Genomic DNA, 23,375 nt, shown 5'->3' on the forward strand with positions numbered 1-23,375 from the left:
GTCTAGCCCCGGCGGTGAGCCGGCGATCAGGCGACGGGCGCACCCACCCGGGCGCCGCCGTCGGGATCCCCGGCACCGTCAAGGTCACCGGCACCGTCCACGGCCACACCGCCCGCTCCGGTGGCCGCGGCCAGCTTGGCCTCCTCTGCCAGCGCCAACATCTCGGCCTCGTCCATGGAGCGCTGTTCCGGCTGACGGCCCTCCTCGAGGGCGGACTCGGCGGGGGAGCCGGGGACCACGGCCGAGCCGATGGAGCCCGGGACCTCGGTGCCCCGCAGGGAGGCCCCGGCCGTCTCCCGCATGAACCAGGCGCAGACCAGGCCCACGGCGCAGGCGCCCATCATGTAGTACGCCGGGAACCTCACATCCCCGGTGGCCCCGATGCCCCACTCGTTCACGAGCGCCGCGGTGCCGCCGAAGATCGAGGTGGCGATGTTGTAGGTGATGGCGAAGCCGGAGAACCGCGCCTGGGTGGGGAGCATCGCCGGGAAGGTGGCGGTGATGGTGGACAGCTGCGGGATGTACAGCAGGCCCAGCACGGCGAAGCCGAGGATGGCCAGGCCGAAGTTCAGGCCCATCAGCATGAACATGGGGATGGCCAGCAGGATCAGCCCGGCGAGGGAGAAGTACCAGGACGGCTTGCGCCCGAACCGGTCCGAGAGGCCACCGGCCCAGGGCATGAGCGCCATCATGGCGATCTCGCCGATGAGGATGATCATCAGCCCGGCCGCGGCCGGCAGCCCGATCTGCTGTTCCAGGTAGGTCGGCATGTAGGACAGCAGCGTGTAGTTCACCACGTTCACGGAGATCACCAGGCCGGTCATCACGAGCATCGGCTTCCAGTGGTCCCGGAACACCTGGGCCAACGACGGCGGCGCCACGGTCTCGGAGGTCGGCTCGCCCGCCGCGGTGGCCGGCCCGGTGCCTCTGGAGTCCTCGTCGGAGGCGTTCATCTCCTCGAACACGGGGGTGTCGTCCAGCTTGGAGCGCAGGTAGAAGCCGATCAGGCCCATGGGGGCGGCCAGCAGGAACGGCAGCCGCCAGCCCCAGGAGGACATCTGCTCGGGTGAGAGCACCAGCTCGAGCACCAGCATGACGGCGGTGCCGAGGGCGAAGCCGCCGAGGGTGCCGAACTCGAGGAAGGAGCCGAAGAAGCCGCGCTTGCGGTCCGGGGCGTACTCGGACATGTAGGTGGCCGCGCCGCCGTACTCGCCGCCCGTGGAGAAGCCCTGGACCATGCGCAGCACGATCAGCAGCACCGGGGCCCACACGCCCACCTGCTCGAAGGAGGGCAGCACCCCGATCAGGAACGTGGCGCCGGACATCATCAGGATCGTCATGGCCAGGATGGTCTTGCGGCCGAGCCGGTCGCCGAGCGGGCCCCAGACCAGGCCGCCGAGGGGGCGGACCAGGAAGGAGATGGCGAAGGTGGCCAGGGTCAGCAGCATCCCCTGCTCGCCCGGGAAGAAGTGCTGGGTGATGTAGGCGGTGGCCACGGCGTAGACGCCGTAGTCGTACCACTCGGTCGCGTTGCCCAGTGCCGAGGCCGCGGTGGCCTTGCGGATCGCTGCGGGCGGCGTCTTCTTCCGCGGGGTGCGGACGGGCCGGGAGAACCGGCCGGGCGACGCCCGGTGGGAGACAACCGGGGGATGGGACTCTGTTTCAGACACAGGTGATCTTCCTGGTGCGGTTCACCCCGTCAGGGGTGTTCCAGGCCCGATCGAGCGGTAGGCCCGGTCTGCCCGACGAGGGCGGTCCGGGGGCGCGGGACACGATCCGGTGTGGATGGCCCCGGGATCCAGCATCGGAGGCCTGCCTGGGATGGCAGACCATCGACCGTAGCGAAACGGGGGTGACCCGCGTCAAATCCGGTGACATGCATCACGGCCCTGACCTGCGTCCATCCGCGCCCTGCGGCGTGGCAGGCTGAAGGCATGAGTGAGGCACCGCAGACCCCTGAAGCTGGAGCTCCGATGGGCTGGGAGGGGGCTGTCAACGCGCGGCACGTCCTGGGATCGGTCTACCGCATGGGGCGGCAGGAATGGCTGACCGAGTCAGGCTGGCGGCAGTTGCGCGCCGACGGCGTCAGCACCGTCATCGACCTGCGCAATGACCCCGAGCGGAGGCGCCGGCCCAGCGATCCGGAGGTGACGGAGGCGGCCACCTCGGGGGTCGAGGTCCTGCACCGCCCGGTGGAGGACCACGCTCACGAGGAGTACCTCGCGCCCGCGCTCGCCGACGGCGCGCCGTACCCGAACCACCCGCGCTACTACCCCTCGGCCCTGGAGTACTTCCCGGACCGGCTGGCCGCCGTCTTCCGGGCGATCGCCGCGGCTCCCGGGGGCGTGGTCCTGCACTGCTCGGCCGGCCGGGACCGGACCGGGCTCGTGGTCACCCTGCTGCTGCTGCTCGCGGACCGCCGTGACCTGGTGATCCCGCAGTACGACGCCGGCGCGCGCGGCATCAACGACTGGCACTGCATCAGTCCCGTGCCGCACCCCCATGAGCGGCACCTCGTCGGGGAGGAGCTGGAGGGCTTCCTGGGCGGCCGGATCGAGTCGCTGCAGGACTTCGCCGACTCCCTGCCGGACGCCGACGCTGTGGCCACGTTGCTGGCGGCGGCCGGCGTGACCGGGCCCGAGGTGGAGGCGGTGCGGCGGAAACTGGAGCTGGATTGACGAGAGCCGGATTGACGAGAACCCTACCGGGTATGCATACTCAGTGTGCATACCCGGTAGGTCCGCCGGGTCCCACCGGTCCGGGAGGCCACCGATGTCCGTCAAACACAGCCTGCTCGCCCTGCTCACCCAGGGCCCGCGCTACGGCTACCAGCTGCGCGCCGAGTTCGAGGAGCGCACGGGCGGCACCTGGCCGCTGAACATCGGACAGGTCTACACCACGCTCGACCGCCTCGAGCGGGACGGGCTCGTGGCGGACCAGGGCGACGACGGCGCCGGTCACCGGAACTACGCCCTCACCGAGGCCGGACGGGCCGAGGCCGGGGACTGGTTCGCCCAGCCCTCGCAGCCGCAGAACCCGCCCCGCAACGAGCTCGCCATCAAACTGGCCCTGGCCGTTACCACCCCCGGCGTGGACGTGGAGCGCGTCATCCAGGCCCAGCGCACCGCCACCCTGCGTGCCCTGCAGGACGTCAACCGGGCCAAGCGGTCCACCGCCGGGGACTCGGGGCCGGCGGAACTGGCCGGGCTCCTCGTGCTCGAATCACTCATCTTCACGGCCGAGGCGGAGATCCGCTGGCTCGACCACTGCGAGGCCGCCGTGCTGCGCGCCGCCCGCGCCGGCCAGCTGCCCGGAGCGTTCCCGGAGATCCACGCCCTCGAAGACCAGGGTCCGACGCCGGCCGCCTCCTTCCAGCGAAAGTCCCGGTGAGGGACGTGAACGCACGGCATGCATCCCCTGAACCCGCGATCCGCCCCGCCACCCACGGCATGCCGGCCCGACAGATCCTCGAGCTGAGCGCCGTCTCCAAGACCTACGGGGACGGCTCCACCACGGTGGCCGCCCTGCGCGAAATCGATCTGACCGTCCATGCGGGCGAGTTCGTGGCCGTCATGGGTCCCTCCGGGTCCGGGAAGTCGTCGTTGCTGGCCCTGGCCGGGGGACTGGACGCGGCCACCGGTGGGGAGGTCTACGTCCGCGGCACCCCGCTGAGCCGGATCACCCTGGCGGAGAAGGCTCGGCTGCGCCGCCGCGCGGTGGGCTACGTCTTCCAGGACTACAACCTCATCCCCACCCTGAACGCAGCCGAGAACGTGGCCCTGCCCCTGGAGCTGGACGGGACGAAGCCGGCCAAGGCCCAGCGCCAGGCCAAGGACGCGCTGCGCCAGGTCGGCATCGAGGACCTCGCCGGCCGGTTCCTGGACGAGCTCTCCGGCGGGCAGCAGCAGCGGGTGGCGATCGCCCGGGCGATCGTGGGGGAGAAGGCCCTGATCCTCGCCGACGAGCCCACCGGTGCCCTGGACTCGGTCACGGGCGAGGAGATCATGGCCGTGCTGCGCCGCCGGGCGGATGCCGGGGCCGCGGTGGTGCTGGTCACGCACGAGGCCCGCCATGCCGGCTGGGCGGACCGCGTGGTCTTCCTGCGGGACGGCCGCGTGGTGGACCAGGCCCGGGCCGAGTACGATCCCCACTCCCTGCTTGCCGAGTCACCGGGAACGGCCCGGTGAGCGCCGACGAACGCGAACAGGCACAGGCCGACGTCGCGCCCCGCCCGGGCGCCGCCGCCGGCTCGCGACGCTCCGCCGCGCGGATGGCCGCGCGAGACCTGCGCCGCCACCGGTGGCGGACGGTGCTGATCCTGCTGCTGATCGGCCTGCCGGTCTTCGCGGTGTCCTTCGGATCCGTCATCGTGGCCTCCACGGAGCTGCCGACGGACGCGGAGGAACGGGAGCAGGTGCTCTGGGGCTACGACGGCTACCTCACCCAGGGACTCTTTGATCCGGATGACCTGCAGTCGCCGACCGACCTCTACGGGGCTGTCGATGCGCAGTCCGCCGCCGAGGGGCTCCACGCGCCCGCCGTGGATGTGGCCGCCCTGAACGCGGCGGCGAGCCACTGGCCGGTGTGCCCGCAGGGGGCGGGCTGCTCCGTGCTGGACGCCGTACCCGCCGGCACCGAGGCCACCCTCCTGACCTCCGGTTCGGGGACGCTGACCGTGCCCGGGTCCACGCTGGATGTGCGCCTCGTGCTTGCCGACTTCACCGACGAGAAGCTCCAGGGCCCCGACCGCCGCTTCCAACTGGTGGACGGTGCCCTGCCCGGCGAGGGGGAGGTCCTTGCCAGCAGCGGGTTGCGCGACGAACTTGAATCCGCCCGGGAACGTGCCGCCACCCGTGGCCTGGAGGCGGGGCCCACGGACCGCGTGGAGCTGGAGCTTCCGGGGGCGGACTCCGCCGCGGAGCTGGCCGTCAGCGGCACCCTGCTGGACCGGATCGACGTGTTCCCGAGCCCCCTGGGGCTGTTCCAGCCGATGGAGCTGTGGGAGTCCGTCCTCTACGTGCAGGCCGGCAGCGAGACCGCCCAGGCCCTGACCGCCTCCGGCTTCACCGAGGAGGGGGACGTCTCGGCGTACCTGAGCGGCGACGTCCCGGAGGACTACGCCGCCTACCGGGCCTACAACCAGGCCGGGTTCAGCGTGCTGTTCGAACCGGTGATGTCCCAGCCCGGTCCGGTGCAGGCGGCCTTCGAGGACCAGTACGACCCATCGGGTGCCTGGATGAGCCTGCTGCCCCTGATGTTCGTGGGGGTCCTGGCCCTGGCCGAGGCCGGTCTGCTGGCCGGCGCCGCCTTCGCGGTGGGCGCGCGTCAGCAGCGGCGGTCCACGGCCCTGTTGTCCGTGACGGGCGCCGAACCCGCCACCCTGCGTCAGACCATGGTCTTCTCCGGCCTCTGGTGCGGGCTGGCCGGCGCGATCGGCGGGGCCCTGCTGGGCGTGGCCGGTGGCGTGGGAGTCGTCTGGGCCGCCCAGGCCCGGCATGTCCCGGTCTACGGCCCGCACGTGCCCTGGTGGCCCGTGGTGGCCGCCGTGGTGCTGGGACTGGTCTGCGCCGTCGTCGCCGCCTGGATCCCGGCCCGGGCCGTGGCCGGGCAGAACGCCTGGGCCGCCATCAAGGGGGCCACCGGGGAACGCAGGCCGGTGAGCCGGGCGGTGCTCGTGACCGGGCTGGTCCTGACGGCGGTCGGACTGCTGCTGGCCCTCGTGGCGAGCGTGGTGGGGATGGCCCTGCCCACGCTGGGCGCGCTGCTGGAGGCCCTGCCGTGGCTGGCCGTGGCGCTGGTGGCCTCCGCCCTGGTCCTGCTGGTCGGCGTGCTGATGTTGCTGCCGGGCACCGTGACCGGGGTGGCGCACCTGGCCGGCCGGCTGCCGGTCTCCCTGCGGATGGCCGCGCGGGATGCGCACCGGAACCGGTCCCGCACCGTCCCGGTGGCCGCCGCCGTGGTGGCCGCCACGGCCGTGGGCGCCGCGGTCCTGACCTCCTTCGCCCTGACGGACGCCGATAACGGCGAGCAGAACGGGGCCTACCGCCACGGCTCTCCGGGCCCGGACACCGGGTACCTCTGGGTGCAGGACGCGGAGGGGATCGAGCGGATGCTGCGTCAGGAGGCGCTCTACGCGGTGGACGGCCAGGAGCCCACGGCCGCGCAGCTGGGGCTGTACGCCGGAGGGGTGGGTGGCGCCGTGCGACAGCTGCAGGCGGCGGCGGCCACCCCGGGTGCGCCACACCTGGTGGCGCACTGGGAGGTGCACGGAGTGCAACCGACCTGCGAGGTGCTCGGCACGGACGACTGCTCCGAGCTGCTGCCCCTCTATCCCCAGGACTCGGCCTGCCGGGTCCCCGTCCCCACGCAGGACACCGTGGACGACCGGCGAGCGGCGGTGGACGAGGCGGTCTACGCCATGACCCGCGCCGAGGCCGCCGCCTGCGGCGTCAGCGGCGGAGGCGCCGGCAACCTGGCCAACGCGGACCCGATGTCCACCCTCATGGTGGTGGATCCGCTGCGGCCGGAGACGGTGCCACTGCCGCTGCTCGGCGGGGACGAGGACCTGCTGGCGGCCGTGCAGTCCGGCCAGGCCGTGGTCTTCGACCCGGAGTTCGTGGACGAGGAGGGCCGGATCACCCTGGGCGAGTTCACCACGGACCTCGAGGAGGTCCCCGGGGTGACCCTGGGCGAGGCGGACCGGGCATGGTTCGAGCAGATGGAGGCAGACGGCGACCCGATGGCCGGCCAGCTGGGGATCAGCGCCGCGGAAGGCCGGAACATGCTCTGGGAGCCGGAACGGACCCGCACCCTGGACGCCGTGCAGGCCCCGGGACCGGACGGGGACCATCCGATCGCCATCATCCCGGTGACGGCCCTGACGGGCCTGGCCCAGGACATGGCCCTCGACGGCGTGCTGGCCCGGTTCGCGGAGCCCGTCACCGCGGACCAGTCGATGCTGGTCAACGACCTCCTGGCCGGGGACGACCTTTGGATGTCCTCGATGGCCCAGACCGGCGGCGACCGGTTCCCCGTCCAGTGGCTGGTCACCGGGCTGGTGGCCCTGCTGGTGATCTCCGTGGCCGGGCTGACCACGGGGTTGGCCCTGGCCGACGCCCGGCGGGACCAGGCCGTGCTCTCCTCCGTGGGCGCCCCACCGGGGACCCGGAGGTCCATGGCGGCGGCCCAGACCTTCACCGGTGCCCTGCTGGGGACCGCGCTGGGCGTGCCCGTCGGGGCGATCGCGGTGGTCGGGATCGGGCTGATCCAGTTCTACTCCGCCGGGTGGATCCCCTGGCCGCAGCTGGTGGTCCTGGTGGCCGGAGTGCCGGTGCTGGCGGCGGCCCTGACCTGGCTCGTGGTCCCCGGCCGGCTCCCCGCCCGTGAGGCCGACCGCGGCTAAGCCGCCCAAGGATCACGAGCGCAGTTGAGGTAGGGAAACGCCGATGAGACCTACCTGAACTGCGCTCGTGATGGGTGTGGAGGTGGGGTGCGGGTCAGTCCAGCGTCCACTCCGGTGCGGCGGCGCTCATCTGCCCCACGGCCTCCGCGAAGGCCGCCCGGCAGGCCACGACGGCGGGGTGCCGGGTCCGCCCCGACCTCACCTGGGTGGAGAGCAGCCGGAACGGTGCGCCGGGCAGGCCGACCGAACGGACGCCGGCCAGGTGCCGGGGCCCGAGCAGGGCGGGGATGAAGGCCACCGCGTGTCCGGACCGGACCAGGTCCACCTGCAGCAGCGGGTTGAGGGTCTCCACGCGTACCCGCGGCTCGAACCCCGCCTGACGGCAGACGGCCCGGCTCCAGGCCCCGGTGGAGGTGTCGGCGGGATCCATGGCCCAGGGGGCCTCGGCCAGCTCCGCCAGGCTGCGGAGCGGCCCCGCCCACGGGCCGGTCCGGGGCAGGGCGAGGTGGAGCGGGTCCCGCAGGAGTTCGACCGGGTCCACTCCCGCCCGCCGCGGGTCGGGGCGGACCGGATACTCCTCGCTGATGATCAGGTCGAAGTCCTGGGCGAGCAGCCCCTCGAAGGCCCCCTCCACCTCCCGCTGGGTGATGGCCACCTCCAAATCCGGATGGTCCCGCGCCAGCGCATCCAGGGCCGCGGGCGCCACGGCGAGCACGGCGGACTGGAAGGCCGCCACGTGCAACACCCCGCGCACGGTGTCCTGTGCCGTGGCCAGCTCCGCCTCGGCCGCCTCCAGCTGGGCCAGGATCTGCTCGGTGTGGGCCACCAGCCCGAGCGCCGCCGGCGTGAGCCGCACCCCGCGGCCGACCGGCTCCAGCAGGGAGGTCCCGGTCTCCCGCTCCAGCACCTTGAGCTGCTGGGACACCGCGGAGGGTGTGTAGTCCAGGGATCGGGCCGCCGCCGCCAGGGAGCCGCCACGGTGGACCTCGCGGAGCAACCGGAGGCGGGGGAGGGAGAGCATGGACACGATCGTACGGTGAAGCTGGGCTCATCAGTACAGGTGAGAAACAGTCGCTAGACTGCACGGTCACCCTGGATGAGCATGGATGGGTGACCCCCTCGACCAACCCCCTGCCCCAGATCGCACCGGCATCCCGGCCCGGCACTCAGCCAGCCCGGCAGCAGAACCTGCCGGCCGGCGTCGGGCTGGTGATCGGGGCCTGTATCTCCCTGCAGTTCGGGGCGGCCGTGGCGGTCCAACTGTTCCCGCACCTGGGCCCCTGGGGGGTGACCACGCTGCGCCTGGGCCTGGCCGCCGTGATCCTGCTGGTCATCGTGCGGCCCAGGGTGCGGTCCTGGATGCGCCAGCAGTGGACAGCGGTGGTGCTCTTCGGGGCCGCGATGGGGTGCATGAACGGCAGCTTCTACGCGGCGATCGAACGGATCCCGCTCGGGGCGGCGGTCTCCATCGAGTTCCTCGGACCGCTCGTGCTGGCCGCCGTGCTGGCCCGGCGCCTGCTGGACGGCGTGTGGGTGGCGGTGGCGCTCGCGGGCATGGTGCTGCTGGGCCTGGACAGTGCGCTGGGGGAGTCCCTGGACCCCGTGGGCGTGGCCCTGGCCCTGGTGGCCGGGGTCTTCTGGGCCGGCTACGTGCTGACCAGCGCCCGGGTGGGCCGGTTGGTGCCCGGCGCGGGTGGGCTGGCCGTGGCCCTGGTGGTGGCCACGGCCGTGGTGGCCCCACTCGGCGCACCCGGCGCGGTCCGGGCCTTCGGCGACCCGATGCTGCTCGGGATGGCCTTGGTGACCGCACTGCTGGCCTCGCTCGTGCCGTACACGCTGGAGCTGTCCGCCCTGCGCCGGGTGCCGGCCCCCGTGTTCAGCATCCTGCTCAGCCTCGAGCCGGCCTTCGCCGCCCTGTTCGGCTGGATCCTGTTGGGCCAGGAGTCCGGGCTGCTGCGGAACCTCGCCATCGTGCTGGTCATCGCCGCCAGCGCCGGGGTGACCCTGACCGGGAGGCGTCCGCGGCCCGCCCGCGGAAAACTGGAGGTCAAAGGATGACGCGACACGCCGACGACACGCCGGACTCTGGGTCACCCATCGACCGCCAGATGCACAGGGTCAGCGCAGCTGAGTGGCCCCCAGGGCGGTCAACAGGAAGGCGTAGTCCCAGGCCCGGTCCTCCCAGGCCCGGTAGCGCCCGGAGGCCCCGCCGTGGCCGCCGTCCATCTCGGTCTTCAGCACGATCGGCGCCCCGCCCGCGGCCAGCGGCGTCGACTGGTCCGAGGTGACGGTGCGGCGCAGCTCCTGCACCCACTTGGCCGGCTCCACATACAGCACCCGGGTGTCGTTCAGGGAGGTCACCGCGGCCACCGCCGGGTAGTCCACCGCCCGGACGTTCTCATACGGGGTGTACTCCTGCATGTACCGGTACACCTCCGGGTCCTCGATCGGGTTGCCCCACTCCTCCCACTCCAGGGCGGACAGCGGCAGGTCCGGGTCCAGGATGGAGGTCAGCGCGTCCACGAAGGGCACCTGCGCCACGCACGCCCGGTACAGCTCCGGGGCCAGGTTCAGCACGCCGCCCATCAGCAGCCCGCCGGCCGAGCCGCCCATCGCCGCGATCCGGTCCGGGTCCACCCAGCCGGACTGCGCCACGAAGCGGGTGGCGTCCACGAAGTCGGTGAACGAGTTCTTCTTGGCCAGCTTCTTGCCGTCGTCATACCAGCCGCGGCCCAGCTCACCGCCGCCGCGCACGTGTGCCACCACGTAGACCACGCCCCGGTCCAGCAGGGACAGCCGCGCCACGGATAGTCCCGGGTCCATGGACATCTCGTAGCTGCCGTAGCCGTAGACCACGCAGGGGTTGGAGCCGTCCCACTCCGTGTCCTTCCGGCGGATCACGGTCAGCGGGATGGCCACCCGGCGATCGCTCGACTCCGCCGGCGCCCACCAGCGCTCCACCAGGTACTGCTCCGGGTCATAGCCCGGCACCTCGACCTGCCGGCGCAGGTGCAGCGCGCCGGTGCCCGCGCCGCCGTCCACCTCGTAGTCGAGCACCTGGGACGGCGTGACCCAGGAGGAGTAGGCCAGCCGCAGGAACGGCGACTCGAAGGGCGCCCCGGCCAGCTCGCAGGAGTACAGCTCCTCGCCGAAGTCCGGTTCGACCGGGGCGGCCTGGTGCTCGGTCGCGAGCCCGGCCAGCGGCAGGATCAGGGTCCGGGGGGTGGTCTCGCGGCGCACGCCCAGGGCCAGGTGGGTCGCGGTGACGGCGGCGCCGTCCACCTTCACGGTCTCCGAGTGCCCGACGACGGTGCGCCAGAACCGCGGGTCCGTCACCGTCTCGCGGGCGGCGAGCGAGACCATGTTGTTCGGGGCCGGCACGGGGCCGTGCTCCTCGTCCTCCGTGGTGAAGTCCTTGTTGTGCACGATCACGTAGTACCGGGCGGGGCCCCCGCCCTCACCGCCGGCGTCCAGGGTGACGGGGTCCACGCCGTGCAACAGCCCCAGGTCCCGCGAGACCAGCATCCGCAGCTCGCCCAGCGGCTCGTCCACGGTCACCGGCAGGTCCAGGGCGAGGGTCTCGGCGACCTCGGAGTTGCCCACGGAGACCAGCAGCTCGGTGCGGTCTGCGGAGAGGCCGAAACCGGACCACATGCCGGGGTCGTCCTCCTGGAACAGCAGCTGGTCCTGCTCCACGGGCGTGCCCAGGGTGTGCGCGAGGATGCGGTACGGCCGCCACGAGTCGTCCGGGACGGTGTAGAAGACACGGGTGCCGGTGGCGTCGAACACGATCCCGTAGGAGACGTTGGGGATCTGATCCGCCAGTTCCTCGCCGCTCCTCAGGTCCCGGATGCGCAGGGTGAATCGCTCGTCCCCGGCGTGGTCCACGGCGTAGGCCATCAGGTTCGAATCCCGGGAGACGGCCAGCCCGCCGAGGGAGAAGAAGGGCTGGCCCTCCGCCTCGGCGTTGCCGTCCAGGATGACCTGCTCGCCGGCCACGGGCACGCCCGGTGTGATCACCGGCGGAGTCCAGTCCGCGAGCCGGTCCACGGTGTCCTCGGCCTGCACCCGGCAGTGGCTGGCGTACTGCTGGCCCTCCTCGGTGCGGGAGAAATACCACCAGCCGTCCCGGCGGGACGGCACGGAGAGGTCCGTCTCCACCGTGTGGGCCTTGATCTCCCCGAAGACGGCCTTCCGCAGCGGGTCTTGGTCCGCCGTGACGGCGTCCGTGTAGGCGTTCTCCGCGGTCAGGTGCGCGAGCACCTCCTCGGACTCCTTGTCCCGCAGCCAGTCGAAGTCGTCCGTGAAGGTGTGCCCGTGGTGTTCACGGGCCACCGGCCGCGCCTCGGCGACCGGGGGCTGGGAGGAGGCGGCCGGCGTCGTGGTGTCCGTGCTGGTCTGCGGGGAAGTCGCGGAAGTCATGGGGACCATTCAACCGCATCACAGCGGCCTACCGCGGGGCCATGCGGATGGCGCCGTCCAGACGGATGGTCTCGCCGTTGAGCATCCGGTTCTCCACGATATGGGTGACCAGCGCGGCGTACTCCTCCGGCTGGCCCAGGCGGGAGGGGAACGGGACCTGCTCGCCGAGGGACTCCTGCGCCGCCTTCGGCAGGCCCTCCATCATCGGCGTCCAGAAGGTGCCCGGGGCGATCGTCATGACGCGAATGCCGTAGCGGGCCAGCTCGCGCGCGATCGGCAGGGTCATCGCGGCCACGCCGCCCTTTGATGCGGAGTACGCGGCCTGGCCGATCTGCCCCTCGAAGGCCGCCACGGAGGCCGTGTTGACGATGACCCCGCGCTCGCCGTCCTCACCGGGCTCGTTCTGGGCCATGGCCTCGGAGGCCAGCCGGATCACGTTGAACGTGCCGATGAGGTTGATCTGGATGGTCCGGGCGAAGGAGTCCAGCTCGTGCGGACCGGTCTTGCCCAGCACCTTCTCGGCGGTGGCGATACCGGCGCAATTCACGACGCCGGCCAGCGGCCCGCCCTGCTGGCCCGCCACCTCCACGGCGTGGGCCACCTGCGCCGGGTCGGTCACATCCGTCTCGACCAGGACGGCCCCTGAAGGGGGCGAGCCCCTCAGGTCGGCGGCGACCACGTGGGCGCCGCGGGCGAGCAGGGCGGTGGCGGTCGCCGCGCCGAGGCCGGAGGCCCCGCCGGTGACGAGGAAGGTGCGGTCGGTGAAATCCATGGATGCTCCCGGAGGTCAGCGGTCAGATCGTCGGTCAGGTCGTCGGGCAGATCGGTGATCGCCCGCCCACCACCAGACGGTAGCCCAGGGCGGAGGTGGGGTGGGTCACAGGCCCAGCAGCCCCCGGAAGACGCCCATCCCGAAGTACAGGACGAAGGCCGCGGCCACCACCCACAGCAGCGGGTGCACGTCCTTGGCCCGGCCCTGGGCGGTGCGGATGACGGCGTAGGCGATCATGCCGGCGCCGATCCCGTTGGCGATCGAGTAGGTGAACGGCATCAGGATGAAGGTGAGGAAGGCAGGGAAGGCCACGCCCCAGTCGGACCAGTCGATCTGGACCACCTGGGTGGCCATCATGAAGCCGACGACCACCAGGGCCGGGGCCACGGCCTCGAACGGCACCAGGTAGATCAGCGGGGTCAGGAACATGGCCACCAGGAACAGGGCGCCGGTCACCACGGAGGCGAACCCGGTCCGGGCCCCCTCGCCGATCCCAGTGCCGGACTCCACGAAGATCTGGTTCGCCGAGCCCGAGGCCCCGCCGCCGGCCGAGACCGCGAGGGCGTCCACCATCAGCACGCGGTTCAGGTGCGGGATGGTCCCGTCGGGCGTGACATTGCCGGCCTCGCGGGCCAGCCCCACGGAGGTGCCCATGGCGTCGAAGAACACGGAGAGCAGCACCACGAACACCAGCAGAGCGGCCATCAGGGGACCCACCTGCGCGAAGGCGCCGAAGAGGTCAGCCTGTCCGATCAGGGACAGGTCCGGCGCGGTCCAGTCGGGGAAGGAGGGGGCCACCAGGGACCAGCCCATCGGGTTCGCGTCACCGGACTCGTCCACCGAGGGGCCGATGTGGAAGACCGCCTCGAGGATGTTGGCCAGCACGGTGGCCACCACGATCCCTATCAGGATGGCGCCGCGGGTCTTGCGGATGACCAGCACGGAGGTGACCAGCAGCCCCACGATGAACACGAGCACCGGCCAGCCCTCCAGGTCCCCGCCGGTGCCCAGACCCACGGGGACGGTGGTGCCCGCGGCGTCGGGGACGCGGCGGATGAAGCCGGAGTTGACCAGGCCGATGAGGGCGATGAACAGTCCGATGCCCACCACGATCGCGGTCTTGAGGCCTTCCGGCACCGCGTTGAACACCGCCTGCCGGAAGCCCGTGGCCACCAGCAGGGCCATCACCAGGCCGGCGATCACCACCAGGCCCATCATGGCCGGCCAGGTCAGGCCCTCGGTGGTGGCCACCGTGATGGCCACCAGGGCGTTGACCCCGAGCCCGGCGGCCAGGGCGAACGGGTGCCGGGCCCAGACGCCCATGGCGATGGTCGAGATGCCGGCCACCAGGGCGGTCACCGCCGCCACGCGGGCGATGCCGAGGGTGTCCCCCTGGGCGTCCGGCCCGGACAGCACGAGCGGGTTCAGCACGATGATGTAGCTCATGGCCAGAAAGGTGGCGAGCCCGCCCCGGATCTCCTGCCCGAGGGAGGAGCCGCGCCTGGAGATCATGAAGAAGCGGTCGAGGCCGTTGCGCGCTGCGGGGGTGCCGGTGGTGTTCAGGGTGTCCTGGGCGGTCAGTGACGTGCGGGGCTCGGGCGAAGGCATGGGGACATGCTAATGGCGGGTGGGGGTGCACCGGAGGCGGGGTGCACGGCCTGGACAACGAATCGGGCACGGTCGCGAAGATTGCCACCAAAATTGTTGCCAATCTCACAGGGACCGCTTAGCATCCACACCAGACGTGTTGCCGTGATCCAGATCATCCCCTCTGCCACGGCCCACGTCGGCATCGCTACACCCGCACCACTCGCACCAACAGAACAGAAGGCTCATGGCTGCTCGTTTGACGCTGGAAGGTGTCAACCTCCACTTCGGCGGGGTCACCGTGCTGAAGGACGTCGGCTTCGTCGTGGAACCGGAGACGGTCCTCGGCCTGGTCGGCCCCAACGGCGCCGGGAAGACCTCGCTGTTCAATTGCATCTCCGGCCACTACCGGCCCAGCTCCGGGTCCATCCGGATCGACGAGGCCGAGATCAGCCAGACCCGGCCGGCGGGGATGTCCCGCCACGGCCTGGCCCGGACCTTCCAGCACCCGGCGCTGCAGCTGGAGGCCACCGTCCTGGACAACGTTCTGCTCGGCGGGCACACGCGGCTGCCCGGCGGGCCTGCGCAGTGGGCCCTGCGCCTCCCGCCGATGGTGCGCAGCGAACGCGAACTGCGCACCGAGGCGCTGGGTCGGCTGGAGGACATGGGACTGGGTTGGGCGGCCCACCGGCGCGCCGACGAGCTGTCCCACGGCCTGCACAAGGGCGTCGAGCTGTGCCGAGCCCTGATGGCCCGCCCCCAGGTCCTGCTGCTGGACGAGCCGGCGGCCGGGCTGTCCAGCGGCGAGGTCGACGCCTTCATCCAGACCGTCCGCACCCTCCGGGAGACCGGTGAGGTCACCATCGTGATCGTGGAGCACCACATGGGCGTGATCTCGGCGTTGGCAGATCGCGTGGTGGTGTTGGACCACGGCAGCAAGCTCATGGAGGGCACTGCCGCCGAGGCGCAGTCCGACCCCCGAGTCGTGGAGGCCTACCTCGGCAAGGACAGCGGGGAGGGAGTCGGCGATGACGCTGCTTGAGATCGCGGACCTGACCGCCCACTACGGCTCCGTCCAGGTCCTGGAGGGCGTCTCCCTGACCGTCCCGGAACAGGGGGCCGTGGGCATCCTCGGGGCGAACGGCGCCGGGAAGACCACCACGCTGCGGGCCATCAGCGGCGTGGTGAAGGCCGGCGGGACCATACGCTTCGAGGGGCGCGACATCCGGGGCAAGCGCCCGGACGAGGTGGCCGCCCTGGGGATCGCACATGTCCCGGAGGGCCGAGGCACTCTGGGCAACCTCACGGTGAAGGAGAACCTGCAGGTCGGCGCCTATCTCCGGAAGGATCGGAAGGCCGTGCAGGCCGACATCGACCACCTGCTGGAGCTGTTCCCCAACCTGAAGGAGCGCTATACCTCGAACGCCTCGGCACTGTCCGGCGGCGAGCAGCAGATGCTGGCCGTGGGCCGCGCCTACATGGCCCGTCCCAAGCTCCTGTTGCTGGACGAGGCCTCCCTCGGGCTGGCCCCCAGCACCGCCCGGACCGTCTATGAGGCGATCCGGTTGCTGCGTGAGGAGACCGGCGTGGCCATGCTGCTGGTCGAGCAGAACGCCAACCTCGCCTTCACGATCGTCGACACCGCCACCGTGTTGGAGACCGGTCGCAGCGTCCTGAGCGGAACCTCGGCGGAGCTCAAGGGCCGCGACGAGATCCGCAAGGCCTACCTGGGAGGCTGACCATGGGCACCTTCATCCAACTCGTCGTCGACGGGCTCGCCATGGGCTCCGTGTACGGGGCCATCGCCCTGGCGATCGTCCTGGTCAACCAGTCGACCGGCATGATCAACTTCGCACAGGGCGGCATGGCCGTCATCTCGGCCTACTTCGCCTTCACCTTCCTCGGACTGGGGCTGCCCCTGATCCTGGCCATCATCGCGGCCGTGGCCACGTCGTTCGTCCTGGGGGCCGTGGTCGAGAGGTTCATCATGCGGCGCTTCATGGGCGGGGAGGAAGACACCCAGGTGGTGGTCACCGTCGGCCTGCTCACGCTGCTCACGGGCATCGGCGGATGGCTGTGGTCCTACAACAACCTCCAGTTCCCCTCCCTCTTCCCCTCTTCCGCGTTCAGTTTCCTCGGGGCGGCCATCAGCTGGCGGTCACTGGGCACCTTCCTGGTGATCGCGGGCATCATGGTGCTGCTGCAACTGCTGTTCCAGCAGACCAAGCTGGGATTGGCACTGCGCGCCGTGGCGGACAACCGGCAGTCGGCATCCTTCTCGGGGCTGCCGGTCAGCCGGCTGCTGATGATCGGCTGGGGGCTGGCGGCGGCCCTGGGTGCCGTGGCCGGCGCCCTGGTGGCGCCCCGGCTCTCGCTGACCCCGGGCATGCTGGACACCACCCTGGTCTACGCCCTGGCCGCCGTCATCCTCGGTGGCATCTCGAGCCCCGTGGGCGTGGTGGTGGCGGCCTGGCTGATCGGCGTGCTGGAGAACCTCGCGGCCGTCTACGTGCCCTTCATCGGATACGACCTGAGGATCGCGGTGCCGTTCATCCTGCTCTTCGTGGTCCTCCTGCTCCGGCCCCAAGGGCTGTTCGGGCGCAAGACCGTGGTGCGAGTCTGATGGGCGCGCAGCAGACCGGACTGTTCCGGAAGCCCTGGTTCCAGCTCGCCCTGGCCCTGGTGGTCGTGGTGGCACTCGTGGTGGCCCCGCTGGTACTGCCCATCCCGGTGAACCAGACCCTGGCCCGCATCGGCGTCTTCGCCGTCGCGGTGCTCGGCCTGAACGTCATCATGGGCTACACCGGGGTGGTCTCCCTGGGGCAGATCTTCTTCCTGGGCCTGGGCGCGTATGTCACCGCCTACGGGGTGAACGCCGACTGGAACATCGTGGTGGTGTTCATCGCCGCGGTGCTCAGCTGCGGCGCGGCCGGGGTGGTGGTCGCCCTGGCGGCGGCCCGGCTCGGTGGGTTGGCGATCGCCATGGTCACCATCGCGCTGCCGATCATCGGCGTGCCCCTGGCCAAGCGCCTCAGCGAGTTCACCGGCGGCTCGCAGGGCACCTCGGCCCGGTTCTCCTCCGCGCCGGACTGGACGGGCCTGGCCAATGACCAGTGGCAGTACTACCTGGTGCTCGCCATCGGCGGGGCCACGTTCCTGCTGGTGCACAACCTGGTCCGCGGCAAGTACGGCCGGGCCTTCCGGATCGTCAAGGAGAACGAGGCCGTGGCCGGTGCCATGGGCATCTCCCCGTACCACTACAAGGTGCTCTCCTTCACCATTGCCTCGATGGTGGGCGGTGTCAGCGGATTCCTCTACATGGTGGTGATCCAGTACACCTCACCGGAGACACTGGCCTTCCACCACTCCATCAGCCTGCTCGCGTCCATGGTGGTCGGCGGCGCCGGCAGCATCATCGGCTCGCTGATCGGCGGCATCTACTACGTGCTCGTGCCGAACTTCACCAACGAGGTCGCACCGACGCTCACCTCCCTGATCCAGGGGGCGATCCTGCTGATCGTCCTGTTCGTCCTGCCCGGTGGGATCGCCAGCCTGCCCAGGATGCTGCGGCGCCTGACCAGCCGCCGGACCAACCGTTCCACCCGTCGTTCCACCCCAGGCAGTCCCCCGGGCACCCCCGCCCAGGAGACCACTCCACCAGTAAAGGAAGACACGCCATGACCATCAAGAACAAGGTCCTCAGTGCCGTCGCCATGGGCGCTGTCGCAGCCCTGGCCCTGTCCGGTTGCGGACGCTCCGACGGCGGCGGGGGAGGCGGTGGGGAAGACGGTGGCACGGCCTCCAGCCCCGGGATCACCGACGAGAGCATCACGCTCGGCGTCACCACGCCACTGTCCGGCGGCACGGCTGGACCCGGCACCTGCACGGTGGCCGGCCTGGCGGCATACTTCGGCGCCGCCAACGCAGAGGGCGGCGTCGAGTTCGGTGACGGCAAGACCCGCGAGGTCGTCATCGAGGCCTTCGACGACACCTACGACCCGCAGAAGGCGCTGTCCAACTTCCAACAGAACCAGGGTGACGTCTTCGCCTTCACCTCCGGGCTCGGCACCCCCACCAACCGTGCCTACCGCGAGGCGGCCATCGATTCCGAGGTGCCCCAGGTGCTCGTGCAGACCGGCGACCCGATCTTCTCGGACCAGGCCGAGAGCCCGTGGCAGCTGGGCTTCGTGCCGATCTACCAGAACGAGGGTGAGGCCTTCGGCGAGCTGTTGGCGGGCTCCGACGAAGACCTCACGGTCGCGATCCTGTCCCAGAACGACGACTACGGCGAGGGCTACGTCGAGGGCTTCAAGGAGGCCATCGCCGGAAGCGACAACATCGAGGTCGTCTCCGAGCTGACCTATGAGGCCACCGACACCACCGTGGACGCCCAGCTGACCGAGCTGGCCGGCACCGACGCCGACGTGTTCTTCAACGCCATGTCCATCACCCCGCTGGTCATCTCCGCGATCGAGAAGACCCGCGAACTGGGCTGGTCACCGAGCTGGTTCCTGCCCTCGAACACCTCCAGCCCGGTCGCGATCCTCGACCCCGCCGGGGCGGATGCCGAGGACGGCTTCTACTCGGTGTCCTTCGCGAAGGCCCCGCAGAGCCCGGCCTTCGCCGAGGACGAGGATGTGGTGGCCTTCCTCGAGAACCTCGAGGAGTACGCCGCGGACTACACCACCACCCCGGACTTCCCGCACTGCATGTGGAGCTACATGGTCGGCGCCACCCTGGAGGAGTCCTTCGCCACCATGACCGAGCCCACCCGGGAGAGCTTCATGGAGGCATTGCGCGGCATCGAGGACCTGCAGGCCCCGCTGATGCTCGAGGGAACCTCGGTCAACACCACCGAGGACGGCCAGCCGGCCGTGTCCTCCGTGGTGGTGCAGAAGTACAACGGCACGGGCTACGCGACCGCGGAGTCCTTCGACTGATCTGACGCCCTGCCCGAAGTCCACGCACGACGGCGGCCCGGCCGGTCCCAGCGACCGGCCGGGCCGCGGCGCGGTCGGGTAGCGTGGCTGTCCTCCTGAGGCGAAAGGTGCGCGATGTCCGAAGCCGAGGGCCGGCGTCGCCGCTTCCACCTCCGCGGCGGACCGCTGGAGCAGGCCTTCCAGATCTACGCGCCCTCGGCGGTGTACTCGGTGGGGTTGGGCGCCCTCACCCCGGCCATGGCCCCGGCTGCCACGGCGTTCGGCGCCTCGGTGGCACTCGCGGCCGCCTCAGTGGTGCTGGTGGGGCTCGGCTCCCTGGCGGCCAACGCCCCGGCCGCCTGGCTGGCCTCCCGCGCCGGGGAACGGACCACCATCATTGTCTCTGCCTGGGCCGGGACCCTGGGCGCCCTGCTGACGCTGGCCGCCGTCGCCGGCTGGTTGCCGGTCTCCGCGGAGACCGGGCTCGGGATCCTGATGGCAGGCCTCGTGGTGGTCGGCATGGCCGGCGCCGGGTTCAACCTCGCCCGCCAGTCGTACCTGGCCGTCGCCGTGCCGGGCACCCACCGCGCCCGCGCCATGTCCACGCTCGGCGGCACCATCCGCCTGGGCCTGTTCGCCGGCCCCTTCCTCGGGGCCGGCCTGCAGACCCTGCTCGGACTGCAGGGGGCGTTCGTGGCGGCGGTGGCGGCCATGGCGCTCGCCGCCGGCCTGAGCTTCACCATCCGTGACCTCGCGCTCCCCGGTGCACCCCAACGTCAGGGCCCGACGCCGGCCGCGGACTCCCGGCCCGACCTCACCGCCCAGCCCCTCGCCCAGCCCCTCGCCCAGCCCCCGCGGCCCACGATGCGGTGGCTGGCCCGCGAACACCGCCGGGTGCTGCTCACCTCCGGGATCGGGGTGGTGTGCCTGGCGGCGGCCCGGGCCAGCCGCTCCGCCGTGATCCCGCTGTGGGCCACGGAGCTCGGGCTGTCCCCGGCGGCCGCCTCGGCCGTGTACGGGCTGTCCGGCCTGGCCGACCTGCTGATGTTCTACCCCTCGGGGCTGATGATGGACCGCCGGGGGCGGCGCGTGGTGGCCGTGTGCTGCCTGGCCGGGCTGGCCCTGGGGACCGCGCTGGTCCCGCTGACCGGCTCCCCGTGGTGGTTCGCCGCCGTCGCCCTGCTGGTCGGCCTGGGCAACGGCTTCGGCTCGGGGATCGTGATGACCCTCGGCGCGGACTACTCCCCGCCGGACGGGCGGCCCCAGTTCCTGGCCCTGTGGCGGCTGCAGTCCGATGCGGGGATGCTGGGCGGCCCGGCCGTCCTCTCCGCCGTCACGGGGCTGGCGGGCCTGGCCGCGGGCATCTGGGCCGTGGCCGCGATCGCCGCGGTGGGTGCCGTCATCTTCGCCCGCTCCCTGCCGCCCGGGCCCGGCCCGGTCGCCCAGCCCGCGAAGGTCGGCGGCTAGCGCAGTTCAGCGCCGCCCCGTCTGCCAGCGGAAGAACACGGAGAGCCCCGCGAAGACCAGCAGCCCCGGCCCGGTGGCCATCAGCAGCCCGGTGAGGAAGTGCCAGCCGGACGTCCAGTCCGGGCGCGCGGTCAGCGCCGCGGAGCCGCCGGCCGCCTCGAACGCGGCCCACGCCCCCACGGTCAGGGCCAGGCCGGCCAGCCCCAGCAGCCCGTCCCACAGCGGGTGCCCGCCGGGGTGGGGATACCGGCGGGAACGGGTGCCGCGGACGTTCCAGTCGGGACCGGTGCGCAGGATGACGAAGCCCGCGGCGAGCCCCCAGAACGCCGCCACGAGGTAGGCGGCCACCATGTCCGCCGGCCGGTGCCACGTCTCGATGAAGGTCCCGGCGCCCACGGCCACGGCGAAGAGCGCGCCCACGGCGGCGGTCAGCGGCCGCCACCGTGGAGCCACCATCAGGAACACCGCCACCACGGCCGCCGCCGCGAAGGTGGTGTGCCCGGAGGGCAGGGAGTTGCCCGTGTAGTACGGCACCCCGTTGTCCAGGTCCGGGCGCACCAGCACCCAGTTCTTCAGCACCTGCGTGGTCAGGTTGGCGGCCCCGAAGGCCAACGCGGCCACGAGCGAGGCGAGCCAGCGCCGCCGGTAGACGGTCAGCACCAGGAACACCACGACGCCGGCCACCCCCACGATCTGCGGCAGCCGGTTGAGCACGGTGAGGGTGGGGCCCTGGACCCCCTCGAGTCGGTGCGTGGCCGCCTCGAGGGCCAGGTACTCGGCCAGCTGGCCCCTCTGCGTGGTGACGAAGAGGCCGAACACCACCGCCACGAGGGCCACGGTGATCACCATCGCCAGCACCCAGGCCCACGTGCTGCGGGCCGGGCGGAGCCGGATCGGGGTGGCGGAGGGTGCAGCGGGCATGCTGGCCATTCTGGTGCAAGCGGCTGGGAGGATTCCGAACGGCGGGCCGTGGTGCCGCTCACGCCGCCGCCCTACTGTAGGGGCCATGGCAGATAGCGCGCGGAACGCGCCCGAGCACCAGCACCAGCCCCCAGCCGGCCACGCGGCAGCCGTCCAGCGGGCCCTGTCCGTCTTCGGGCCCACGAGCCGCCAGGAACCCCTCGAGTGGACCGGCGAGTCGCCGCTGGCGCCGGAGCTCGCCCGGTTCTACCGGGAGGTCGGCCCGGAGTGGATCGAGATCGACACGGCCGGGCTGCCCTTCCTGTTCTTCCCCCTGGAACGATTGTGGGACGAGCAGGCCGGCTACCGGTGGAACCGCCGCACGGGCGCCCAACTGGTGGACTGGAACGAGGAGTGGACGGTGGTGGCCAAGCAGGGCTCCGACCCGTTCATCCTGGACGGGCTGACCGGCAGGATCCTCACGGCCCCGGGCGACGACGGCTGGGAGGACCGGCTCGCCGACCCCGAGCCGACCTTCGAGTCGATCGGGGAGATGGCGCTGGCGCTCGCCGCCACGGGGATCGCCTGGGCCCGGTGGGACGACCCCTTCGACGAGCGCTGGTCCCTGCGCCGCCAGACCACCGACTCCGTGGTGGAGGCCTTGGAATCAGTCCTCGGCAGCCACGCCCGGGCCGCCGCCGTGGCCCGCAAGTTCGGCTACTACGCGGCCGTCTGAGTCGGTTCTGTCGACCGTCTCCGTAGACTGGGCCGGTGACTGAGACCGGCATCCCACCCCTGCTGGACGGCCTGCGGGTCCCGACGCCGGACGAGCTGCTGGACGGGGCCGTCGTCGTGTCCCAGCCGATGCACACCCGCTTCCGGGGGACCACCGTGCGCGAGGCCCTGCTGCTGCACGGGCCGGCCGGATGGGCCGAGTTCTCGCCCTTCCCCGAGTACGGTCCGGCCGAGTCCTCCCGGTGGTTGGCCGCCGCGATCGAGGCGGGCTGGCACGGCTGGCCGGCGCCCGTGCGGGACTCCGTCCCCGTCAACGCGACCGTGCCCGCGGTGGCGGTGACCGACGTCGGGCGGGTCCTGGACTCCTTCGGCGAGGTGCCCGCGGTCAAGGTCAAGGTGGCCGAGGCCGGCCGCACCGATCCGGCGGGCGTGGACGAGGACGTGGCCCGCGTGGCCGAGGTGCGCCGGCTGCGCCCGCGGGCCGCCCTGCGGATCGACGCCAACCAGTCCTGGGACCATGCCACCGCGCTGTCGGCCCTGCGCCGGCTCGCCGAGTACGGGCTCGAGTACGCCGAACAGCCCGTCGCCGGGATCGAGGGCCTGGCCCGCCTGCGTCAATCCCTGGCCGCCGCGGGGGCCGAGGTGCGGATCGCAGCCGACGAGTCCGTGCGCAAGGAGACCGATCCGCTGGCCGTGGCCCGCGCCGGCGCCGCCGACCTCGTGGTGGTCAAGGTCCAGCCCCTCGGCGGGGTGCGCCGGGCCCTGGGGATCGTCGAGGCCGCCGGGCTGGACGCCGTGGTTTCCTCCGCCCTGGACACCTCCGTGGGGATCGCCGCCGGGGTGGCGCTGGCCGCGTCCCTGCCGCGGCTGCCGCACGCCTGCGGGCTGGGCACCGTGGCGCTGTTCACGCAGGACGTGGCGCAGAGCCCGTGGATTCCCGACGCCGGCCGGCTGGTGGTGCGGGACCGTCCTGTCCCCGACGCGGAGACCCTGACCCGGCTGCGCGCCGGCGAGGACCGCCAGCGCTGGTGGCACCAGCGGCTGCGGGCCGCCTGGTCCGAGTTGACGTAGGTTCCGCTCACCGACTGTTCACCGTCCGGTCACCGCGGGTCATCCGGGAGGCGTCCTGGGCGGAGCAGGGTGGGGCTGAAACCGCACACTCGCGTCTGGA

19 protein-coding genes are annotated in these 23,375 nt (G+C 72.0%); 13 read left to right on the top strand and 6 right to left on the bottom strand.

Annotation, left to right across the window (positions count from 1 at the left end):
• Positions 1–26: 26 nt before the first annotated feature.
• Positions 27–1,670: an MFS transporter gene (locus AB0K08_RS03455; protein WP_363351658.1), complete on the bottom strand. Its 1,644-nt coding sequence runs from the start codon at positions 1,668–1,670 to the stop codon at positions 27–29.
• A 264-nt stretch (positions 1,671–1,934) separates the two neighbouring features.
• Between AB0K08_RS03455 and AB0K08_RS03460 the strand changes: the two genes are divergently transcribed.
• The 4 genes from AB0K08_RS03460 (at position 1,935) to AB0K08_RS03475 (ending at position 7,402) form a co-directional block, all read left to right on the top strand.
• The gene (locus tag AB0K08_RS03460; RefSeq protein WP_363351660.1) at positions 1,935–2,678 is read left to right on the top strand and encodes a tyrosine-protein phosphatase; all 744 of its coding nucleotides are present in this window, start codon (positions 1,935–1,937) and stop codon (positions 2,676–2,678) included.
• A gap of 94 nt (positions 2,679–2,772) precedes the next feature.
• A complete protein-coding gene (locus AB0K08_RS03465; protein ID WP_363351662.1) occupies positions 2,773–3,390 on the top strand; it encodes a PadR family transcriptional regulator in 618 nt (205 codons plus the stop codon).
• Between the two features lie 59 nt (positions 3,391–3,449).
• Positions 3,450–4,187, top strand: a complete 738-nt coding sequence (locus tag AB0K08_RS03470) for an ABC transporter ATP-binding protein (RefSeq protein ID WP_363351865.1) — start codon at positions 3,450–3,452, stop codon at positions 4,185–4,187.
• Positions 4,184–7,402, top strand: a complete 3,219-nt coding sequence (locus AB0K08_RS03475) for an FtsX-like permease family protein (RefSeq protein ID WP_363351665.1) — start codon at positions 4,184–4,186, stop codon at positions 7,400–7,402. The genes AB0K08_RS03470 and AB0K08_RS03475 overlap by 4 nt, the downstream gene beginning before the upstream one ends.
• Positions 7,403–7,496: 94 nt before the next feature.
• On the opposite strand, the gene AB0K08_RS03480 is transcribed toward AB0K08_RS03475, so the two are convergent.
• Positions 7,497–8,423, bottom strand: coding sequence for a LysR family transcriptional regulator (locus tag AB0K08_RS03480; protein WP_363351667.1), 927 nt, complete (start codon positions 8,421–8,423; stop codon positions 7,497–7,499).
• An 89-nt stretch (positions 8,424–8,512) separates the two neighbouring features.
• On the opposite strand from AB0K08_RS03480, the gene AB0K08_RS03485 reads away from it, so the two are divergent.
• Positions 8,513–9,460, top strand: a complete 948-nt coding sequence (locus AB0K08_RS03485) for a DMT family transporter (RefSeq protein ID WP_363351669.1) — start codon at positions 8,513–8,515, stop codon at positions 9,458–9,460.
• Between the two features lie 60 nt (positions 9,461–9,520).
• Here the strand turns inward: AB0K08_RS03485 and AB0K08_RS03490 are convergent, their stop codons facing one another.
• The 3 genes from AB0K08_RS03490 to AB0K08_RS03500 all read right to left on the bottom strand — a co-directional run bounded on the left by AB0K08_RS03490 (position 9,521) and on the right by AB0K08_RS03500 (position 14,108).
• Positions 9,521–11,824, bottom strand: a complete 2,304-nt coding sequence (locus AB0K08_RS03490) for a S9 family peptidase (RefSeq protein WP_363351671.1) — start codon at positions 11,822–11,824, stop codon at positions 9,521–9,523.
• A 28-nt stretch (positions 11,825–11,852) separates the two neighbouring features.
• Positions 11,853–12,596 carry an SDR family NAD(P)-dependent oxidoreductase gene (locus AB0K08_RS03495; protein ID WP_363351673.1) on the bottom strand — a complete coding sequence of 248 codons (744 nt, stop codon included), beginning with the start codon at positions 12,594–12,596 and terminating at the stop codon, positions 11,853–11,855.
• A gap of 105 nt (positions 12,597–12,701) precedes the next feature.
• Positions 12,702–14,108, bottom strand: coding sequence for an NCS2 family permease (locus AB0K08_RS03500; RefSeq protein WP_363351867.1), 1,407 nt, complete (start codon positions 14,106–14,108; stop codon positions 12,702–12,704).
• 322 nt (positions 14,109–14,430) lie between these two features.
• On the opposite strand from AB0K08_RS03500, the gene AB0K08_RS03505 reads away from it, so the two are divergent.
• The 6 genes from AB0K08_RS03505 (at position 14,431) to AB0K08_RS03530 (ending at position 20,569) form a co-directional block, all read left to right on the top strand.
• Positions 14,431–15,225, top strand: a complete 795-nt coding sequence (locus AB0K08_RS03505; RefSeq protein ID WP_363351675.1) for an ABC transporter ATP-binding protein — start codon at positions 14,431–14,433, stop codon at positions 15,223–15,225.
• Positions 15,218–15,922 (top strand): ABC transporter ATP-binding protein, encoded by a 705-nt coding sequence (locus AB0K08_RS03510; RefSeq protein WP_363351869.1) that lies wholly within the window; start codon positions 15,218–15,220, stop codon positions 15,920–15,922. Before AB0K08_RS03505 ends, AB0K08_RS03510 begins: the two co-directional genes overlap by 8 nt.
• Before the next feature lie 2 nt (positions 15,923–15,924).
• Positions 15,925–16,806, top strand: a complete 882-nt coding sequence (locus tag AB0K08_RS03515; RefSeq protein ID WP_363351677.1) for a branched-chain amino acid ABC transporter permease — start codon at positions 15,925–15,927, stop codon at positions 16,804–16,806.
• Positions 16,806–17,864, top strand: coding sequence for a branched-chain amino acid ABC transporter permease (locus tag AB0K08_RS03520; protein WP_363351679.1), 1,059 nt, complete (start codon positions 16,806–16,808; stop codon positions 17,862–17,864). The genes AB0K08_RS03515 and AB0K08_RS03520 overlap by 1 nt, the downstream gene beginning before the upstream one ends.
• Complete coding sequence (locus AB0K08_RS03525) at positions 17,861–19,123, top strand: ABC transporter substrate-binding protein (RefSeq protein ID WP_363351681.1); 1,263 nt, start codon at positions 17,861–17,863, stop codon at positions 19,121–19,123. The genes AB0K08_RS03520 and AB0K08_RS03525 overlap by 4 nt, the downstream gene beginning before the upstream one ends.
• 114 nt (positions 19,124–19,237) lie before the next feature.
• A complete protein-coding gene (locus AB0K08_RS03530; protein WP_363351683.1) occupies positions 19,238–20,569 on the top strand; it encodes an MFS transporter in 1,332 nt (443 codons plus the stop codon).
• Between the two features lie 6 nt (positions 20,570–20,575).
• On the opposite strand, the gene AB0K08_RS03535 is transcribed toward AB0K08_RS03530, so the two are convergent.
• The gene (locus AB0K08_RS03535; protein WP_363351685.1) at positions 20,576–21,490 is read right to left on the bottom strand and encodes a phosphatase PAP2 family protein; all 915 of its coding nucleotides are present in this window, start codon (positions 21,488–21,490) and stop codon (positions 20,576–20,578) included.
• An 85-nt stretch (positions 21,491–21,575) separates the two neighbouring features.
• On the opposite strand from AB0K08_RS03535, the gene AB0K08_RS03540 reads away from it, so the two are divergent.
• Together AB0K08_RS03540 and AB0K08_RS03545 are read left to right on the top strand one after the other, a co-directional pair.
• Positions 21,576–22,205 (top strand): hypothetical protein, encoded by a 630-nt coding sequence (locus AB0K08_RS03540; RefSeq protein ID WP_363351687.1) that lies wholly within the window; start codon positions 21,576–21,578, stop codon positions 22,203–22,205.
• A 35-nt stretch (positions 22,206–22,240) separates the two neighbouring features.
• Positions 22,241–23,275, top strand: a complete 1,035-nt coding sequence (locus AB0K08_RS03545; protein ID WP_363351689.1) for an o-succinylbenzoate synthase — start codon at positions 22,241–22,243, stop codon at positions 23,273–23,275.
• Positions 23,276–23,375: the final 100 nt, after the last annotated feature.

It is taken from the genome of Citricoccus sp. NPDC055426 (assembly GCF_040677445.1).
GTDB lineage: Bacteria > Actinomycetota > Actinomycetes > Actinomycetales > Micrococcaceae > Citricoccus.

Excerpts from the sequence above, each read along its gene's own strand:
- AB0K08_RS03530 (WP_363351683.1), top strand. The coding sequence starts at position 19,238 with ATGTCCGAAGCCGAGGGCCGGCGTCGCCGCTTCCACCTCCGCGGCGGA.
- AB0K08_RS03490 (WP_363351671.1), bottom strand. The coding sequence starts at position 11,824 with ATGACTTCCGCGACTTCCCCGCAGACCAGCACGGACACCACGACGCCG.
- AB0K08_RS03535 (WP_363351685.1), bottom strand. The coding sequence starts at position 21,490 with ATGCCCGCTGCACCCTCCGCCACCCCGATCCGGCTCCGCCCGGCCCGC.
- AB0K08_RS03540 (WP_363351687.1), top strand. The coding sequence starts at position 21,576 with ATGGCAGATAGCGCGCGGAACGCGCCCGAGCACCAGCACCAGCCCCCA.
- AB0K08_RS03520 (WP_363351679.1), top strand. The coding sequence starts at position 16,806 with ATGGGCGCGCAGCAGACCGGACTGTTCCGGAAGCCCTGGTTCCAGCTC.
- AB0K08_RS03505 (WP_363351675.1), top strand. The coding sequence starts at position 14,431 with ATGGCTGCTCGTTTGACGCTGGAAGGTGTCAACCTCCACTTCGGCGGG.
- AB0K08_RS03525 (WP_363351681.1), top strand. The coding sequence starts at position 17,861 with ATGACCATCAAGAACAAGGTCCTCAGTGCCGTCGCCATGGGCGCTGTC.
- AB0K08_RS03470 (WP_363351865.1), top strand. The coding sequence starts at position 3,450 with ATGCCGGCCCGACAGATCCTCGAGCTGAGCGCCGTCTCCAAGACCTAC.
- AB0K08_RS03515 (WP_363351677.1), top strand. The coding sequence starts at position 15,925 with ATGGGCACCTTCATCCAACTCGTCGTCGACGGGCTCGCCATGGGCTCC.
- AB0K08_RS03500 (WP_363351867.1), bottom strand. The coding sequence starts at position 14,108 with ATGATCTCCAGGCGCGGCTCCTCCCTCGGGCAGGAGATCCGGGGCGGG.
- AB0K08_RS03495 (WP_363351673.1), bottom strand. The coding sequence starts at position 12,596 with ATGGATTTCACCGACCGCACCTTCCTCGTCACCGGCGGGGCCTCCGGC.
- AB0K08_RS03480 (WP_363351667.1), bottom strand. The coding sequence starts at position 8,423 with ATGCTCTCCCTCCCCCGCCTCCGGTTGCTCCGCGAGGTCCACCGTGGC.
- AB0K08_RS03465 (WP_363351662.1), top strand. The coding sequence starts at position 2,773 with ATGTCCGTCAAACACAGCCTGCTCGCCCTGCTCACCCAGGGCCCGCGC.
- AB0K08_RS03460 (WP_363351660.1), top strand. The coding sequence starts at position 1,935 with ATGAGTGAGGCACCGCAGACCCCTGAAGCTGGAGCTCCGATGGGCTGG.